The following is a 16,125-nucleotide window of genomic DNA, read 5'->3' on the forward strand; positions in this document are numbered from 1 at the left end:
AGGAGGCTCGTCGCCGGTGCGTGCGGGGCACGCGGGGTCGGCTACGCGCCGGTCAGGTGCATGTTTTCCGATGTAGCTACGGGATCGTAAGCAGTTCCGGCGCCGTGGTGGGGCGGTTTGAGTCGCCCGATCGGTGAACGCGGAGCTGTTCGCGGCGGCTGCGTCGGTCCGGGGCTTGCTCGCGCCGCTCGGCAGGCGCCTCTCGACCGTGTTTCGTCATGGCCGCCCTCGTCGTCCCCGTAGGGGGTTTATCGGCTCAGTGCCGCATCGCGATTCATCCGGGAAGGTGGTCCGTCGCACTGGCGATTCAGTGATGGCAGAGGCCTCGGTCACGTACGTCCGCTCATTCGGAAGGGCGTGGATGCCCCGCCGGAGCGCCTCTTCAGTATCAGCGGAAGCGTCGTGGCGACTGAACCGAGCCCCGCCGTTGCGCGACCGGCGGTTCGGCGTTCCTGCGATGGTCGGCCTGATCATTCGCCGAGGTCCGCCGCATACCGTTCGGCGAGCGAGGCGACGCGTTCGGCGGGCCAGGAGCACCGGATGGTCTCCTCGGGTAGCGGCGAAGAAGACTTCCAGGTGGACGTGCCAGGCGGCCAGCAGTTGGGGCCGTAGCCTAGCCAGTTTTTCCGGCAGGGTCTGGGTCAGCTCCACCCGCACGCCGAGGTCGGGATCGGCTTCGAAGGACCAGCGCACGGTGCCTGCCACCGCGTCGTCGTGCCGCCACTCGTACTCCAGCCACCGAGGCGGCTCGACACCGACGAGCTCACCCGCCTCGACGTGCGCGTTGGTCGCCCGGATCGGCGGCGGGCCGCCCACGGTCGGAGTCTGCTCCTCGGTGAGCAGCGACCACAGCCGGTCCCGCGGCTGCCACACCAGGTCGCGAGCGAAGCGCAGCGCATAGCCGTCGGCGACCTCGGCGCAGTCGCCCGTGTCCAGCCCGAATTCCGCTGTGTAGTACTCGATATCGGCGGGCCAGGTGGTGTCCGGTTCGGTGTGGCCACCGTCGAGCGCGGCCGTGAGTGCCGCCAGGCAGCGGTCCCAGCCGACCGCTGACCGCGCGGCGCCGAGCCGCGCGCCGGGCCCGCCGCCGAGGACATGGGTGAAGATCAGCAGCGTTGCGTCCCCATCGGCCACCAGCTCGAAGCGCAGCACGTCCCGGTTCCATCGGAACATGTAGACCTTGGGTGGGTCGAATTCGAGCACCTCGCCGTGGGACATGCTGTCGGCTGTCTCCGGTGCGTCGGCGAAGGTGAATCGCATCGCTGCGCCGAGCCGCGGTTCGGTCGTGACAGCGGCGGGGAACCAGGCGGACATCTGGCTCGGATCGCTGATCGCGCGCCACACTTCTTCCGGGGGATGGGCCAGCCTGCGTTCGAACCGCAGGGTGGGCGCGCCGTCGACGGTGCGCAGTCGTGCTCGGGGCTCGCTCATCGGTGTCCTTTCTCGTCGGGCATGGCGTCGAGATGACGTTCCAGGGCGTCGAGGCTGGTTTCAGGGCTGTGGCCACGACCGCAGTGCGATGTCCACGGTCCGGCGCAGGTGCGACGGTTTCGCGCCCGAGGCCGCTTGGACCGCGATCCCGTCGGAGACCGTCATGAGGTAGCGGGCGAGGTCGGCGGGTTTGCTGTCCTCGGGGAGGTCGCCGTCGGCGCGTGCTCGCTCCAAGCGCCGCCGCAGCGCGGCCTCGCCCGCCAGGCGCACCGCCACCGCGCTCTTGCGGCTGTGCTCGGCTTCCGGCCCGCAGGCTTGCGCGCTGCGCACCGATAGGCAGCCGGGGCTGTCGTGCCCGGTGGTCAGCTCGATCGCGCCGGCGAGGTACGCGGCCGCGACCGCGCGGGCGGTCGGGAGTTCGATGGCTTCGGTGAGGTAGCGCCCGGGTCCGTCGACATAGCGTTCGAGCGCTCGGTCGAACAGTTCCGCTTTGCTGCCGAAGGCGGCGTACAAGCTGGGACGGTTGATGCCCATCGCCGCGGTGAGATCCGACAACGCGGCGCCCTCGTAGCCGTACCGCCAGAACACCTCCAGCGCGCGGTCCAGCGCGCTGTCGATGTCGAAGCTCCGGGGCCTGCCTCCCGGCATGGGCACCTCCCACTGCTGTTTGCCTATCGGTACCTTAGGCCGCCGCGGTGCGCGCTCACAGGTCGCCGACCGGTCTGCGCACACCGGTTTCCGCGGCTTCGGCGATGGCGTCGACGAGGCGGCGCTGGCGCAGGCCCACGGTGAAGTCGGGCCGAGCGGTCCTGCCCTCGGCGATGGCGCTCGCGGTCTCGCGGTAGACGCCCGCGACGTGGGCGACGGGACCTGGGGGCAGTGTGGACGGCACCAGGCGGTAGCGCTCCGGGACCGGGAGTTCGCTGATCAACCCCTGATCGGTGCGCAGTTCGATGCGCCAGTCGGCCCAGTGCGGATACATCCCGGCCTGCACCGGGCTGATCGCAAGAGCCCCCTCCGTACCGCGAATGTGCAGCGCGAATCCGGACGGAGCGTCCGCGTTTCCGCCGTGCACGGTCACCGCGGCGACCGCGCCGCTCTTCAGGCGACCGGCCAGGACCAACTGCTCCGGCTGCCGATTCGGGACGGTCCGGCCGGTGCCGACGACGGTCAATTCGTCGTGCGGTGTGGCGACGACGGCGGACACTTCGGCGAGTTCACCGGCCAGGTGTTCGAGCACCGCGAGCACGTGCCCGGCCATGATCGTCAGCAGACCGGTGCCCTGGGCCGGATCGGTGGTCCAAGCCAATTCCGGCCGAATCGAACCGCCGCCGAACGGATCTCCGGCGGCGATGACGGTGACCGCGGAAACGGCGCCGATCCGGCCCGCCGCGAGCAGATCGCGGACGAAGTTCACCGACGGCGAGTGGTAGCCCTGCAAGACCACCGCGTGCACTACATCCGCCGCTGTCGCCGCCGCGGTCAGCTCGGCGCTCTCGGCCGCGCTCGCGCCCATCGGCCACTCGCAGACGACGTGCTTGCCCGCCGCGAGCGCCGCGCGCACCACCGCGGCGTGCCCCGGTGACTTCACTGTCGCCACAACCAGGTCCACCTCGGGATGCGCGGCCAACTCGGCCGCGTCGGTGAACGCGTGCGTGGCGCCGGTGGCCTCGGCCGCGGCGGCGGCCGAGGCGGGGTTGGTCGTCGCCACCGCCGCGACGCGGAACTCGGGCAGTGCGGCCAGCGCGGGCAGGTGGGTCGCGGCGGCCCAGCTTCCGGTGGGATTCGCGCCGACGACGCCGACACCGAGCGGGGTGGTGCTACCGGTCATGAGGACTCCTAGTTCTGTACCGTTTGGTAGTAAACTAGGCGCGCTACGGCCGCGCGGCAACCGATAATGTACCGATAGGTAAAAAATTTCGCCGCCGACTGGAGAGTGCGCCCCTCCTGCTCCAGTGGTGATTGCTGAGAGATTGCGAATAAGTGTGCGAGACATTTGCGCTGGATCGGAACGGCGATGCTCCGGGGTGGTCTGGCGCGGGAATGCCCGCGGATCGGAAGATCACGTCCGGGCAGTGGCGTCACTCTGGCGAATCGGCGGTGACCGTGCTTGCGGCGGGGAGCGTCGGCCGGGCTCGATCCGATCGTGGCTGCCGAACGGCATGGCGGTGGTCGTTGCGGCCTCGCCCGCCGCGCGGCGGATGTCGCCGCTGGTGCGGCCCTCGACGGCGACGAGGAGGGCTTGCGTCGACCGCCTCGATGTGCTTTCCGCCAAGGCGGGTGCATCTCGTGGTGAAGCCCGCCAAACGCGCTCGCGGGAAGCCTTGCCCTCGGGGGCATACCTCCGGCACCCAAAAAGTCCTGCGGTAATACTCGAATGCTATTGAGCGCGACCGGGGTGCGCAGACCTGTTCGGCAGTGGCCGTGGCGGTCAGAGGTTTTCGGTGAACTGGGGCGTAATCAATTCATCTAGTACGTTCTCCGGGATAACGAGAAGCAGTTCTCGGGTGAGGCCGACGGCGAACGTCGGTTCCGAACCCGGCCGCTCGGCGACATCGGGCGGGTAGGTGGAGGTGTCCATGCTTGTTGACCGCGCCGTCGTCATCTGGCGGGGAGACAAGAGTCAGTCGACCCGAGGCCGCGCCCCTGCCGTCGCGGTCGCCGGTCGGCGAGCCGGGGGAGTTCGCGAGAAGAATGTGCCGAAAATGTCTACTGATCGATTCCGCAGAGTTCGAAACGTCCTGGGTTGTGCGGCGCTTGCCGCGGCTCTGGTAGCCGGGTGTAGTACCAATCGCGCCGAGGATTCGTCGAGCGAGCCGACCATCACCGAGGCCGCGGCCCGCACCGACCAGAAGGGCCTGTCCATCATCGTGCCGGGCACCTTGGCAGCGAGCTATGCCGAGCTCGCCGCGGGCGTGCGCGGGAAGATGGGCATGGCCATCGTGCCGGTCGGCGGCGAGCAGCCGATCACCTTCGGCGAATGGACCAGCGGTCCGGCCTGGTCGACGATGAAGGTGCCGCTGACCGTCGCCGCGCTGCGGCGCAGTCCGAGCAGCTCTAACTACGCCGCGTCGGCCGCGATCACGCAATCCGACAACGCCGCCGCCGACGTGCTGTGGCAGTCGCTGGGCACGCCGCAGGAGGCGGCGCAGGCCGTGCAGGCGGTGCTGCGCGAAGGTGGGGACAGCAAGACCGTCGTGCCCGCCACCCGTGCCCGTGCCGAACACTCGGCCTTCGGTCAGGCGGAGTGGTCGCTGATCGACCAGGTGCGGTTCGCTTCACATTTGCCGTGTCTGCCCCAGACCGACCGCGTTACTTCGCTGATGGAACAGGTCATCGCCAGCCAGCGCTGGGGTCTCGGCGAGTTCGGCGGCGCCGAGTTCAAGGGCGGCTGGGGGCCGGACGTGTCGGGCAACTACCTGGTGCGGCAGTTCGGGATCATCAACGTCCCCTCGGGGCAGATCGCGATCGCGGTCGCGGTGCAGCCGGAGTCGGGATCGCTCAGCGACGGCATGAACGTTCTGGACAAACTGGCCACCGTCGTCTCCCAGCATCTCGGCGAGCTGGCCGGGGGTCATTGCGCGGCCGCGTGAGGTCATCTGTCCAGGTCAGTGTTACGCGACGTTCACGGGGGCGGGGCTGCCGAGATCGGACATGGGGGGCAAGATAGCGGCCATGCGCATCGGAGTTCTGACCGGAGGCGGAGACTGCCCAGGACTGAACGCGGTCATCCGCGCCGTCGTTCGCACCGCGAACGGCCGTTACGGAGACGCGATCGTCGGCTTCGAGGACGGTTGGCGCGGCCTATTGGAGGACCGAAAGATCCAGATCCGCAACGACGACCGCACCGACCGGATCCTCACCAAGGGCGGCACCATCCTCGGCACCGCCCGCACCAACCCCGACGTGCTGCGCGCGGGCCTCGGCCGGATCAAGCAGACCCTGGACGACAACGGCATCGAAGCCCTGATCCCGATCGGCGGCGAGGGCACGCTCACCGCCGCGAGCTGGTTGTCCGACGAAGGCGTACCGGTGGTCGGCGTCCCGAAGACCATCGACAACGACATCGATTGCACCGACGTCACTTTCGGCCACGACACCGCCTTGAACATCGCCACCGAGGCGATCGACCGGCTGCACACCACCGCCGAATCGCACCAGCGCGTCATGCTCATCGAGGTGATGGGCCGCCACGCGGGCTGGATCGCGGTCGGCGCCGGCATGGCGGCGGGCGCCCATCTGACGCTCGTGCCGGAGGTCCCCTTCGAGGTCGACGAGGTGTGCGCCATGATCAAGCGGCGTTTCCAGCGCGGTGACAAGCACTTCATCTGCGTCGTCGCCGAGGGATCGCACCCCGCGCCGGACTCCGGGTTCACCTTGCGCGAGGGCGGCATCGACGAGTTCGGCCACGAGCGGTTCACCGGCGTCGCCCAGCAGCTCGGCGTGGAGATCGAGCGGCGCATCGGCAAAGAGGTCCGCACCACCGTGCTCGGTCACGTGCAGCGCGGCGGCAGCCCCACGCCCTACGACCGGGTGCTGGCCACGCGCTTCGGCCTGCACGCGGCCGAGGCGGTGCACGCGGGCAAGTTCGGCCAGATGGTCGCGTTGCACGGCACCACCATCGACCTGGTCCCGCTGTCGGAGGCCACCAAGCAGCTCAAGCGGGTGCCTTCGGAGCGCTACCGCGAGGCGGAGGCGTTCTTCGGTTAAGGGCGTCGCATATGGCAGATGAACTCAGCGGTGAGCTGTGGTTACCGCCGCTGTCGGGGATCCATACCGTCGAACTGAAGCGACGGCTTGCCGGGCTACCCCGCGCCGGTAGCAGCGCTGAGGAACGTGATCAGGTGGACGCGATGTTCGGCCGAGATCGGCTCGATGAGGGCCTCGAGGCGTGGTGATCGTCTCCGGGGCGACCGCGCCGGTCGCTTCGACGCGGATGTGCATATGTCCGGATACGCTGGCCGGTATGGCCGAACTCCCTGTGCACGATCTGCCGGATACCGCCGTCGACGTCCTGCGCCGCCGAGCGCGCGCGGCCGGGTTGCCGCTGTCGCGGTACATCGGGCGCGAGCTGGTCGCGCTGGCCGGTCGACGCACGGCGGACGACGCGGTCGTCGAGTTCTTGGAGTCCGAAGGACGCGACCTGGCCCCGCAAATAGATGATGACGCGGTGGCTCTGGTACGGCGGTACGACCTTTCGATCGAGGCGCTCGACGTTCTGGGTCGCCGCGCTCGCTCCGCGGGTGTTCCGCTGGGAGAGTATGCGCGTCGCGAACTGGTGCGGCTGGCGCGGCGCAGCACCGTCGAGGACGCGTTGCTGGAGTTCCGCGAGGTGCAGGAACGGGATCCGAGTCCGCGACTCGACATGGCGGAGATCGCCGCGGCCGTGCGGTACGCGCGCGGCGAATAGGCCGGGGCCGGCCCGCGTCGTCGGTACTGTGAGTTGCATGCGCAGTGGGCGACTGATCGCGTTGGCACTGTTGGTGATCACGGCAGTGGCGGCCGGGTGCTCGGAGTCGAATCCGCCCGAGCCGACCACGGGTGACTGGCACGGCGCCGTCGAGGTCCCCGGCCAGCCGGTGCAGGTCGGCGTGAGTTTCCACGACGACGGCACGGCCACCGTCGACATCCCGGCGCAGGGCATGAGCGGCGTGCAACTCAAAGACGTCAGCACCGACCGCAACGGTGTGTCTTTCGCGGTCCCCGACGTCCCTGGCGATCCGGTGTTCCACGGCAAGTACGAGTCCGGAACCGACCGGATCACCGGAGATCTCACCCAGGCGGGGCAGAAATTCCCGCTGGCGCTGAGCCGGGGCAAGGTCGTACCGCCGGCCCATCCGCAGGAACCGAAGCCACCGTTCCCGTACAAGACCGAGGATGTCACCTACGGCAACGGCGGCATCACTATCGCGGGCACGTTGACCGAACCGCAGGGCCCTGGCCCGTTCCCGGCCATCCTCATGATCACCGGAAGCGGCGCCCAGAACCGCGACGAGGAACTGATGGGGCACAAGCCGTTCCTGCTGCTGGCCGACACCTTCACCCGCGCGGGCTACGCCGTGCTGCGCACCGACGACCGAGGCGTCGGTGGCACCGGCGGCAAGCTGGACGACGCGAACTACACCGACCTGGCCGAGGACGCCGCCGCGGGCGTCCGCTTCTTGCGGGCCCGCTCCGAGATCGACCCGGCGCGGGTCGGGCTCTTCGGCCACAGCGAGGGCGGCTACCTCGCGCCGCTGGTCGCCGCGCGCCCCGACAGCGGCGTCGCGTTCGCCGTCCTGATGGCCGGACCCGGCGTCCCTGGCTCGGACGTGCTCGTCGAACAGACCCGCTTGCTCGCCACCGCGAACGGAACACCTCCCGACCAGGTGGAGACCCAGGTCCGGGACATGGCCGAACTGTCCGCCCTGCTGAAGGCGGGCGACCTCGACGGAGCGAGACAACTGGCCGTTCGGCAGAACCAGGCCCTGCCCGCCGACCAGCGCGTGCCCGACGATCAGGCGGCCGCGCAGATCACGCCGTATCTGGCCGCCCTGGTCGCCTACGATCCGGCGCCCGCGCTCTCCGCCCTGCGGATTCCGGTGCTCGCGTTCTTCGGCGGCAAGGATCTCCAGGTGCCCCCGGCGCAGAGCGAGCAGCCGATGCGCGACCGCCTCGCCGCCGATCCCGATGCGACCGTCCACGTCTTCCCGGGTCTCAACCACCTGATGCAGCACACCGAGACCGGCCTTCCCCGCGAGTACGGCGCCATCGAAACGACCATTTCTCCCGAGGTGCTCGACTACGTCACCGGCTGGCTGCGGCAGCGGGTCCCGGTGAAGTAACACCGCGCCGCGGGACGCGAGAGCCGCTGCGCTGCGACGGGAGCGCTTACCTAAACTGATGGCCATGAGCGCACCCACGGTCGACCTGATGGATTACTCGGATGTCATCGCCCGGTTCGAGCCGGTGCTCGGCATGGAGGTCCACGTCGAGCTGAACACCGCGACGAAGATGTTCTGCGGTTGCCCGACCGAGTTCGGCGCCGAGCCGAACACCCAGGTGTGCCCCGTGTGCCTCGGCTTGCCCGGTTCGCTCCCGGTGGTCAACCAGAAGGCCGTCGAATCGGCCATCCGGATCGGGCTGGCGCTGAACTGCTCGATCACGCCGTGGGGCCGGTTCGCGCGGAAGAACTACTTCTACCCCGATCAGCCGAAGAACTACCAGATCAGCCAGTACGACGAGCCGATCGCCACGAACGGGCACCTGGACGTGGTGCTCGACGACGGCAGCATCTTCCGTGTCGACATCGAGCGCGCGCACATGGAGGAGGACACCGGCAAGTCGGTGCACATCGGCGGTGCGACCGGCCGCATCCACGGCGCGAGCCACTCCCTGCTCGATTACAACCGGGCGGGGGTGCCGCTGATCGAGATCGTCACCAAGCCGATCACCGGCGCGGGGGAGCGCGCCCCCGAGGTGGCGCGGGCGTACGTGACAGCGCTGCGGGATCTGCTGAAGTCGCTCGGGGTGTCCGACGTGAAGATGGAGCAGGGTTCGCTGCGCTGCGACGCGAACGTCTCCCTGATGCCCATCGGCGCAACGGAATTCGGCACCCGCACGGAGACCAAGAACGTCAACTCGCTGCGCAGCGTCGAGGTCGCGGTGCGCTTCGAGATGCGCAGGCAGGCCGCTGTGCTCGCGGGCGGCGGCACGATAGTCCAGGAGACCAGGCACTTCCACGAGGCCGACGGCACCACTTCGCCCGGTCGCCGCAAGGAGACCGCCGAGGACTACCGCTACTTCCCCGAGCCGGACCTCGAGCCCGTCGCGCCCGCGGCGGAGTGGGTCGAGCAGTTGCGCGGCACGATCCCCGAGTACCCCTGGCTGCGCCGCGCGCGCATCCAGTCCGACTGGGGCCTGTCCGACGAGGTGATGCGCGACCTGGTCAACGCGGGCGCGCTGGACCTGATCATCGCCACCGTCGACGCGGGCGCACCGGCCAACGAGGCGCGCTCCTGGTGGGTCGCCTACCTCACCGAGAAGGCCAAGGAGCGCGAGGTCGCGCTGGAGGAGCTGCCGATCAGCCCGGCCCAGGTCGCCGAGGTGATCAAGCTGGTCGACGCGAAGACGATCAACAACAAGGTGGCCAAGCAGGTCGTCGACCACGTGCTGGCAGGCGAGGGCGACCCGGCGCAGATCGTCGAGGCCAAGGGCCTCGGCATGGTCAGCGACGACAGCGCCTTGCAGTCGGAGGTGGAGAAGGCCCTGGCCGCGAATCCCGACATCGCCGACAAGATCCGCTCCGGCAAGGTGCAGGCCGCGGGCAAGATCGTCGGCGACGTCATGAAGGCGACCCGCGGACAGGCCGACGCGGCGCGCGTCCGCGAACTGGTCCTGGCCGCCTGCAGCTAGGTTCGGCGGTCGACCCCGACCGCGCTGTATGACGTGGTCGGGGTCGGTGGCGTGGTGTAGCGCGCGTTCGGCAGGTAGAGCCGCTCCTCGTACGCCGCGACGGTGGTCGGTACGTCGAAGCGCGGGTCGGTGACGCGCCCTACGACCGATCCCGTAGTGCCCGCGTGGTCGAGCGCGACCACCGCGATCGTGTTGGACCGGTTCTGCACGACCAGAAGTGTGTCGCCGCGCAGCAGCAGTCCGTCCCCGTTGGGCAGCGTCTCGGCGTCGAGGTCGATCCGCCGCGTCGTGCCCGTCGCCGGGTCGACGCGGAACAACCGGCCGGTCACCGACTGCATGATGATCAAGCCGGTGCCGTCGGGTGTGCGCACGATCCCGTTGGCGTTGATCGCTCCGGGCTCGTAGCGGATGTCGCCGGTCAACGGGCGTCGCACCACCGCCGTGGGTGAGGGCAGAGCGTCCTGGTCACCGACGGGCAGATGGTAGAGCACGGGCGTGCGCGAGTCGGTGAACCACGCGCCCGTGGGCGTGAGCAAGACATCGTTGACGAACGTGTCCGGCGAGATGCCGAGGGGGTAGCTCGCCAATACCGCGCCCGTGCCGGTGTCCACGACGCGTGCGTCGCCTCCGGTGCCGCCGGCGACGAACAGCCGACCGTGGTGGTCGACCTGGAGTCCGAGCGCGGGCGTCCCCGGCCCCTGGCTCAGGATCTCGCCTTGCCCGGTCACCAGGTCGGCGCGGTAGATGGAGCCGTCGACTCGCGAACCGAAGTAGGCCACCGGCCGTGAACCGATGGCGATGCCTTCCGGCTGGAACCCGGCGGGCAGGTCGATCCCGGCGGCGAGGACCGGAGGGTATGCCGCCGTCCGGTCCCCGGGCGCCGACGCCGCGACGCCGAGACAGCCGAGCGCGGCCGAGATCGCCAGGACTCGCTTCATCTCATTGCTCCTCTGTTTCGGTGGTCGCGGGGCCTGCGGCATCGGGCCGAGACGTTCAGGGAGTGCCGAGCGTTTCGACGTCTCCGTAACCGACCGTGAAATAACCATTCCCGCAGGGATTTTCGAGCTCGTCCAGGATGGCTACGGCAAGGTCTTCCGCCGAGATCCGGGACGTGCCGTCAGCGCTGGTGATGAGCGTCGTGGTGCCCCGCCGGTACTTCCCGGTGCGTTGTCCGGGTTCGAGGAGGGCGGGTGGGCTGAGATAGACCGAGTCGGCCGGATGCGCCCGGCAGGTCTCCCATTGCGCGACGCTCGCGGCGGCGATGGTGCGGATCGACGCCGGTACGTATTCCGGACTGTCGAGTACCAGCTGCTCGGGGTGTCCCGGAACCCGTAGCGGCGCGGCGCCGCCGACGACGAGGATGCGCGTCCCGGTGGCCGCGGCCGCGTCGAGCAGGGCTGTTGTAGTCGTCGTGACGGTGTGTTCCTGCCCATCGGCCGCACGGGTCGCGGCCACGATAGCGTCGGCGCCGTCGAACAATTCGCTCATCCGGACCCTGTCGTTCGCGTCGCCCTCGACAACGGTCACCATGGGCGGCAGGGCGATCCGCGGCCCTGTCCGGAAGACGGCGACGATCTCGTGGCCGCGGCCGGCGGCCTCGTCGACGACGCACGAGCCGACCATGCCTGCGGCTCCGACAACGGCGATCTTCATTTCGATATCCCTTCGGGTGCTGCGAGAGGAGCGGAGAAGCGGGTGGGCGCGGGAAGCTGTCCCGCGACGATCGCGGCGAGCGCGAGCCCGAACCCCGCGAGTTGGACCGGGCCGAGTGTCTGGCCGAGCAGAACGGCGCCGAGAACCGCCGCGACCAGCGGCGAGAGCAGAACCAGAACCGCGACGGAGGTGACGGGCAAGGAGCCGATGCCGCGGAACCACAGGACATACGCGAGCAGACCCCCGACCAGCCCCAGCCATAGGTATCCGAGAACGGCGGGCGGGTCGATTGCGGGAGGCGGCCCTTCGACGAAGAACGTGAGAGGCAGCAGGAACAGCCCACCGGCGGTGAGTTGCCAGCCCGCGAACGCCGTGGGACCGGCCTCGGCAGGCCGCCCCCACTTCTTCGTGAGGGTCAGGCCGAGCGCCATGGAAGCCGCGGCGGCAAGACCGGCGACAACCCCGGTGAGGTCGAAGGCCGCGTCCGGCCCGATCACCACCAAGCCGACGCCGACAAGGCCTATCGCTCCCCAGACGAGGCGCCAAGCGGAGGGGCTTTCGCCCAAGATCACCACGGCCAAGACGGCCACGACGAGCGGCTGGGCCGCCGCCAAGGTCGCGGCCACGCCGCCCGGTAAGCGTTCGGCGGCGAGGAACAGCATCGGGAACAGCAGCCCGATGTTGAGCACACCCAGTACCGCGGCTTTGCCCCACCAGGCTCCGCGCGGCAGCGTCCGCGTGATCGCCAGCGCGATCAGACCCGCGGGCAAGGCCCGCAGGAGACCGGCGAACAGCGGGTGTCCCGGTGGGAGCAGCTCGGTGGTGACGACATAGGTGGTGCCCCATGACGCGGGAGCGAGCGCCGTCAGGACGGTGCGCGGCAGGGTTCCCAGTGGCGCAGTTCCGCCGAAAACCGCCTGTGTTGCTGGACTTTTCACCTTCGCAGTCTCGCGCGGAAGTGATCAATGAGTCCAACACATGTTTGTCAATTCATCAATCGTGTTCAAAGATCAATCCATGGAGCTCCAGCAGATGCGCTACGTCATCGCCGTGGCCGAGACGAACAGCTTCACCCGGGCCGCCGAACGATGCCTCGTCGTGCAGTCCGCCCTCAGCCATCAGATCGCACGTCTGGAACGGGAATTGGGCGCGCGGCTCTTCGAGCGCACCAGCCGCCGGGTGCGCCTCACACCGGCCGGCGCGGCGTTCCTCCCCGCCGCCCGGCAGTGCCTCGACGCCGCCGAGCGCGCCGCCGCCGAGGTGGCCGCGGCGGTCGGCGAGGTGCGCGGGCGGCTCGCCGTCGGGCTGATCCCCACCGTCGCCGCGGTGGACATCCCGGAGGCGCTGCGCGATTTCCGCCGCCGCCACCCGCACGTGCGCATCAGCCTGCGCGTGGGTGCGAGCGAGGAGCTGGTGGAGAAGGTCGAGCAAGGAGCCATCGATGTCGCATTCCTCGGATTGCCGACGACGGCACGACCCCGAGGCGTGGTCGCGCACGAACTCGCCCGCGACCGGCACGTAGCCGTCGTCGCGCTGGACCATCCGCTCGCCGGAGAGCGGTCGATCGACCTGCGCACGCTGTCCGCCGAGGTCTTCGTGGATCTCCCGGCCGGGACCGCCGGACGTCTCCAGTCCGACCAAGCCTTCACTGCCGCCGGTCTGGACCGCGACGTCGCTTTCGAAGTGACCAGCGCGGACTACATCGCCCGACTCGTCCGCCCCGGCCTCGCCATCGCCATGCTCCCGTCCACTTACGTGCCCCAACTAGAGGGCGTGACCACCATCGAGGTCACCGACGCCCCCGCCCGAGTCGAATACGTCATCTGGAGCCGCAGCCGCACACCGGCGGCCACCGCGTTCCTCACCGTTCTCGGCATCGCCGCGCAGACCTCGGACGACTCCTGAAGAATCTCGCCTCATTTCGGCCCGAGCGCCGCACCGGGAGAGATGCTGTGGAGTGACATCCTGACCTTCTTCGCCCCCCCTGACCTGATCGGACTCTGCCGGATGTGTCGGTGTCGAGTGGCACGAGCGAAACCTGGGTCCGTCAGTCGCTTCTCAGGGCGGTCGGCGCCGGTTCCGACAGCGAGATCGGCGCGCATGCCGTTGCGCGCTCGGCTCAGTTGGGGGCGGCTGTTCGTTCGTGCGGAAGGAGTGAGCCGCAGCCACCGCCCACCTTGCCGAGGCAAAGCCTCAGATCGCACGGTTACCGCAGCGCGGACCCAGCACACCTTGCCGAGGCGGAGCCTGAGGCCACGCGGTTACCGCCGTCCGCGCCCAGCGCACCTCGACCACGTCTTTCGAGCGAAGCGAGACCGAGCATGCGCCGTTCGCGGCCCGGCTCGCGTCCGAGCGGCCGCCGCGTCCGCGACGAAGTCGCCAGCGGCGGTCGCTCGGACGCGAGCCAAGAGGGGGCCGCGAACACGCCGCGACGAAGTCGCGGCCGACAACTCAGTCCGGTCCGCCGCCTCCGGCCTGCGGGGGCGGGATGCGGACGACGCGGTCGTCGAACGGTCCCGGCTGGCCGTCGGTCTTGTTCACCGTGGTCACCCAGATGGTTCCGTCGGCGCCGACCGCCGCGCCGCCGAGTTGCCCGTACTTGTCCTGCGCGGTCAGCGTCGGCGTCGCGGTGACCGCGTGGGTGGTGGGGTCGGCGGCGGCGATGGCGAGGGCCTTCGCGCGGGTCATCGAGATCGCGACACCGTCCGAGGCGGCGGCGCACCCGGCGACGCCGGGCCGATCCGGCCAGGTCCACATGGTGGTGACCACGCCATCGCCGCCGAGTCGCTGCAGCCGGTCCTCGGCGGCGGTGCGGTCGGTGATCCAGATGCTGTCCTTGCTGTCCCGGCACACGTCCCCGGCGGTCCCGATGCCCGAGACGGCGACTTCCGGCGTGAGTGTGCGGCCGGGCACCGGGGAGTTCACGCGCAGCAGCTTGCCCGCGAGGGAGCCGGCCGAGGCGGCCGCGCCGGGATTGCCCGCGTCGCCGGTCAGCACGAGCATCTGGTCGGACGAGGCGAATTCGATCGCGCCGTGATTTCCGCTGGAGCCCTTCGGGATTCCGGTGAGCACGTCCTTCGGTGAGCCGCCTTCGGCGATGCGGACCACCCGGTTGTCGCTGCCGGTGGTGATGTACGCGTACATCAGGCCGTCTTCGTTGTAGGTCGGGGACAGCGCGATGTCGCTGAGGCCGCCGTCGCCGGAGCCGTCCACGTCCAGGCGGGCGATCTCGACCGGCGGCTGGTCGGGCACCACCTTCAGGATCCGCCCGGTCCTGCGCTCGGCGACCAGCGCGCCGTCGGGAAGCGCGACCAAGCCGCCGGTGGTGTCCAGGCAGGTGGCCACCACCGCGGGGTCGGGATCGATGCACGGGCCGCTCGGCCGGGTGGTCGAGGTGGGCGGCTGGCTCGGTTTCTTCGGGTCGATGTTGGCTCCGTGCAGGGTCGGTTCCGGAGTGAACGGACTGGACGCCGAATCGTCGAACCGGGCGCAGCCGACCAGCAGGACGGAGCCGAGCGCCAAGCTCGCCGCGACGCGGCCCACGACAACCAAACTCATAGCCCAGACGTTACGGAAATTCCGTCGCCCGCGCCCTTCCGGGTGGGGGTGTCGCGCGCGCACTGACACGCCGCGCTGTACTTGCCCGCCCCGGTGCGGTGCGGCATAGGGTATTGGCCGTGACCGACAAGCCGAAAGACACGCCCGAATCCGAGGCCGGGAACGCCGCTCCTTCCACGGCCGAGCAGGCGGCGGTGTCGTCCACCGGTCGGGGAGTGACCAGCCCGTACGATTCGCCGACCGAGCAGTTCGAGCGGGTGGATCCGGCCCAGCGGCCGCAGCTGTCCAAGGACGTCCCGCGCACCGAGGAAGAACTCGGGCTCGAGCCCGAGGTCCCCACCACCGGCGCGAACAGAACCGCTGCGGGCGCGACAGCGGCGCCCACCTACGACTACGCCAGCATCCCACCCGCCCCGGCCCCGCCGAGCGACACCGCGCGTCTACGTCGCCGCAACGGCGAGGTCCGCCGCGGCACGCTCGATCTCGGACTGTTGCTGCTCCGCTTGGTCGTCGGCGCCACTTTCCTCTACCACGGCCTGCAGAAGCTGACCGGCTGGTTCCATGGCCCCGGCCTGGACGGCACCCGCGACATGATGGAGCGCGGCGGCTGGGACCACCCGAGCGTGTCCGCACTCCTGGTGACAGCGGGCGAGGTCGGCGGCGGTGCGCTGCTGATCCTCGGCCTGCTGACTCCGCTGGCGGCCGGTGCGGTGCTCGCGGTCATCCTGGACGCCTGGGCCTGGAAGCAGGGCATGGCCCCCGGGTTCCAGTACAAAGCCGGTCCGGGAGCGGTGGAATACGAGAGCGTCCTCGCGGGCGTCTCGGCCGTCATCATCCTGACCGGCCCCGGTCGCCTGTCCTTCGACCGCAACCGTGGCTGGGCCATCCGCCCCGCCTCCGGCTCCTTCGTCATCCTGCTTCTCGCTGTGGCGGCCGCGGTCGGCGCGTACTGGTACCTGCACGGCGGCAACCCACTGACGGGCATCGGCCCCTTCGACTGATCAGGACGAACAAGAGGCCCTTCATCCCGCAACGGGAAGAAGGGCCTCCGTCGTTCGACACCTGAGGCTGCCCGTGACAACTGATTTC

Annotated in this window: 16 protein-coding genes; 8 read left to right on the forward strand and 8 right to left on the reverse strand. The window is 69.8% G+C overall.

Annotation, left to right across the window (positions count from 1 at the left end; all coding sequences use genetic code 11):
* Window positions 1-216: 216 nt before the first annotated feature.
* The 4 genes from ACIHAX_RS02535 to ACIHAX_RS02550 form a co-directional block, all read right to left on the reverse strand.
* The gene (locus ACIHAX_RS02535) at window positions 217-1,431 is read right to left on the reverse strand and encodes an SRPBCC family protein (RefSeq protein ID WP_397275427.1); all 1,215 of its coding nucleotides are present in this window, start codon (window positions 1,429-1,431) and stop codon (window positions 217-219) included.
* 60 nt (window positions 1,432-1,491) lie between these two features.
* Window positions 1,492-2,079: a TetR/AcrR family transcriptional regulator gene (locus tag ACIHAX_RS02540; RefSeq protein ID WP_364429258.1), complete on the reverse strand. Its 588-nt coding sequence runs from the start codon at window positions 2,077-2,079 to the stop codon at window positions 1,492-1,494.
* Window positions 2,080-2,134: 55 nt separating this feature from the next.
* The gene (locus tag ACIHAX_RS02545; protein ID WP_364429255.1) at window positions 2,135-3,262 is read right to left on the reverse strand and encodes a Gfo/Idh/MocA family oxidoreductase; all 1,128 of its coding nucleotides are present in this window, start codon (window positions 3,260-3,262) and stop codon (window positions 2,135-2,137) included.
* 600 nt (window positions 3,263-3,862) lie between these two features.
* On the reverse strand, window positions 3,863-4,012 hold the full coding sequence (locus ACIHAX_RS02550) for a hypothetical protein (protein ID WP_355078819.1): 150 nt from the start codon (window positions 4,010-4,012) through the stop codon (window positions 3,863-3,865).
* A gap of 124 nt (window positions 4,013-4,136) precedes the next feature.
* Here ACIHAX_RS02550 and ACIHAX_RS02555 point away from each other — a divergent pair, with 124 nt between their 5' ends.
* The 6 genes from ACIHAX_RS02555 to gatB all read left to right on the forward strand — a co-directional run bounded on the left by ACIHAX_RS02555 (window position 4,137) and on the right by gatB (window position 9,825).
* Window positions 4,137-5,024, forward strand: a complete 888-nt coding sequence (locus tag ACIHAX_RS02555; protein WP_355078820.1) for a hypothetical protein — start codon at window positions 4,137-4,139, stop codon at window positions 5,022-5,024.
* Window positions 5,025-5,106: 82 nt separating this feature from the next.
* Window positions 5,107-6,141 carry an ATP-dependent 6-phosphofructokinase gene (locus ACIHAX_RS02560; protein WP_355078821.1) on the forward strand — a complete coding sequence of 345 codons (1,035 nt, stop codon included), beginning with the start codon at window positions 5,107-5,109 and terminating at the stop codon, window positions 6,139-6,141.
* A gap of 11 nt (window positions 6,142-6,152) precedes the next feature.
* A complete protein-coding gene (locus ACIHAX_RS02565) occupies window positions 6,153-6,329 on the forward strand; it encodes a hypothetical protein (protein ID WP_397275431.1) in 177 nt (58 codons plus the stop codon).
* A gap of 68 nt (window positions 6,330-6,397) precedes the next feature.
* A complete protein-coding gene (locus ACIHAX_RS02570; RefSeq protein WP_355078823.1) occupies window positions 6,398-6,841 on the forward strand; it encodes a hypothetical protein in 444 nt (147 codons plus the stop codon).
* A 37-nt stretch (window positions 6,842-6,878) separates the two neighbouring features.
* Entirely contained in the window at window positions 6,879-8,255 is a 1,377-nt protein-coding gene (locus ACIHAX_RS02575; protein WP_397275433.1) for an alpha/beta hydrolase family protein, read from the forward strand.
* Window positions 8,256-8,319: 64 nt separating this feature from the next.
* Window positions 8,320-9,825, forward strand: coding sequence for an Asp-tRNA(Asn)/Glu-tRNA(Gln) amidotransferase subunit GatB (gatB, locus tag ACIHAX_RS02580; RefSeq protein ID WP_355078825.1), 1,506 nt, complete (start codon window positions 8,320-8,322; stop codon window positions 9,823-9,825).
* Here gatB and ACIHAX_RS02585 read toward each other — a convergent pair.
* The 3 genes from ACIHAX_RS02585 to ACIHAX_RS02595 are packed head-to-tail and all read right to left on the reverse strand — an operon-like array spanning window position 9,822 to window position 12,347.
* On the reverse strand, window positions 9,822-10,763 hold the full coding sequence (locus ACIHAX_RS02585; protein WP_397275435.1) for an SMP-30/gluconolactonase/LRE family protein: 942 nt from the start codon (window positions 10,761-10,763) through the stop codon (window positions 9,822-9,824). The genes gatB and ACIHAX_RS02585 overlap by 4 nt on opposite strands.
* A gap of 55 nt (window positions 10,764-10,818) precedes the next feature.
* Window positions 10,819-11,478: an NAD(P)-dependent oxidoreductase gene (locus tag ACIHAX_RS02590; RefSeq protein ID WP_397275438.1), complete on the reverse strand. Its 660-nt coding sequence runs from the start codon at window positions 11,476-11,478 to the stop codon at window positions 10,819-10,821.
* Window positions 11,475-12,347 carry an EamA family transporter gene (locus ACIHAX_RS02595; RefSeq protein WP_397275720.1) on the reverse strand — a complete coding sequence of 291 codons (873 nt, stop codon included), beginning with the start codon at window positions 12,345-12,347 and terminating at the stop codon, window positions 11,475-11,477. The genes ACIHAX_RS02590 and ACIHAX_RS02595 overlap by 4 nt, the downstream gene beginning before the upstream one ends.
* Window positions 12,348-12,495: 148 nt before the next feature.
* On the opposite strand from ACIHAX_RS02595, the gene ACIHAX_RS02600 reads away from it, so the two are divergent.
* Window positions 12,496-13,383 (forward strand): LysR substrate-binding domain-containing protein, encoded by an 888-nt coding sequence (locus tag ACIHAX_RS02600; RefSeq protein WP_364429239.1) that lies wholly within the window; start codon window positions 12,496-12,498, stop codon window positions 13,381-13,383.
* 546 nt (window positions 13,384-13,929) lie between these two features.
* On the opposite strand, the gene ACIHAX_RS02605 is transcribed toward ACIHAX_RS02600, so the two are convergent.
* Entirely contained in the window at window positions 13,930-15,036 is a 1,107-nt protein-coding gene (locus ACIHAX_RS02605) for a PQQ-dependent sugar dehydrogenase (protein ID WP_356961177.1), read from the reverse strand.
* Window positions 15,037-15,155: 119 nt separating this feature from the next.
* On the opposite strand from ACIHAX_RS02605, the gene ACIHAX_RS02610 reads away from it, so the two are divergent.
* The gene (locus ACIHAX_RS02610) at window positions 15,156-16,037 is read left to right on the forward strand and encodes a DoxX family protein (protein ID WP_355080636.1); all 882 of its coding nucleotides are present in this window, start codon (window positions 15,156-15,158) and stop codon (window positions 16,035-16,037) included.
* Window positions 16,038-16,125 lie beyond the last annotated feature (88 nt).

Origin of the sequence: Nocardia sp. NPDC051929, from assembly GCF_044548645.1 — a bacterium.
GTDB classification, from domain to species: Bacteria; Actinomycetota; Actinomycetes; order Mycobacteriales; family Mycobacteriaceae; genus Nocardia; species Nocardia sichangensis.

Bases quoted from the DNA above. Each gene is read 5' to 3' on its own strand.
- ACIHAX_RS02550 (WP_355078819.1), bottom strand. From the start codon at position 4,012: ATGGACACCTCCACCTACCCGCCCGATGTCGCCGAGCGGCCGGGTTCG.
- ACIHAX_RS02540 (WP_364429258.1), bottom strand. From the start codon at position 2,079: ATGCCGGGAGGCAGGCCCCGGAGCTTCGACATCGACAGCGCGCTGGAC.
- ACIHAX_RS02565 (WP_397275431.1), top strand. From the start codon at position 6,153: ATGGCAGATGAACTCAGCGGTGAGCTGTGGTTACCGCCGCTGTCGGGG.
- ACIHAX_RS02585 (WP_397275435.1), bottom strand. From the start codon at position 10,763: ATGAAGCGAGTCCTGGCGATCTCGGCCGCGCTCGGCTGTCTCGGCGTC.
- ACIHAX_RS02545 (WP_364429255.1), bottom strand. From the start codon at position 3,262: ATGACCGGTAGCACCACCCCGCTCGGTGTCGGCGTCGTCGGCGCGAAT.
- ACIHAX_RS02570 (WP_355078823.1), top strand. From the start codon at position 6,398: ATGGCCGAACTCCCTGTGCACGATCTGCCGGATACCGCCGTCGACGTC.
- ACIHAX_RS02605 (WP_356961177.1), bottom strand. From the start codon at position 15,036: ATGAGTTTGGTTGTCGTGGGCCGCGTCGCGGCGAGCTTGGCGCTCGGC.
- ACIHAX_RS02590 (WP_397275438.1), bottom strand. From the start codon at position 11,478: ATGAAGATCGCCGTTGTCGGAGCCGCAGGCATGGTCGGCTCGTGCGTC.
- ACIHAX_RS02575 (WP_397275433.1), top strand. From the start codon at position 6,879: ATGCGCAGTGGGCGACTGATCGCGTTGGCACTGTTGGTGATCACGGCA.
- gatB (WP_355078825.1), top strand. From the start codon at position 8,320: ATGAGCGCACCCACGGTCGACCTGATGGATTACTCGGATGTCATCGCC.
- ACIHAX_RS02535 (WP_397275427.1), bottom strand. From the start codon at position 1,431: ATGAGCGAGCCCCGAGCACGACTGCGCACCGTCGACGGCGCGCCCACC.
- ACIHAX_RS02600 (WP_364429239.1), top strand. From the start codon at position 12,496: ATGGAGCTCCAGCAGATGCGCTACGTCATCGCCGTGGCCGAGACGAAC.
- ACIHAX_RS02555 (WP_355078820.1), top strand. From the start codon at position 4,137: ATGTCTACTGATCGATTCCGCAGAGTTCGAAACGTCCTGGGTTGTGCG.
- ACIHAX_RS02560 (WP_355078821.1), top strand. From the start codon at position 5,107: ATGCGCATCGGAGTTCTGACCGGAGGCGGAGACTGCCCAGGACTGAAC.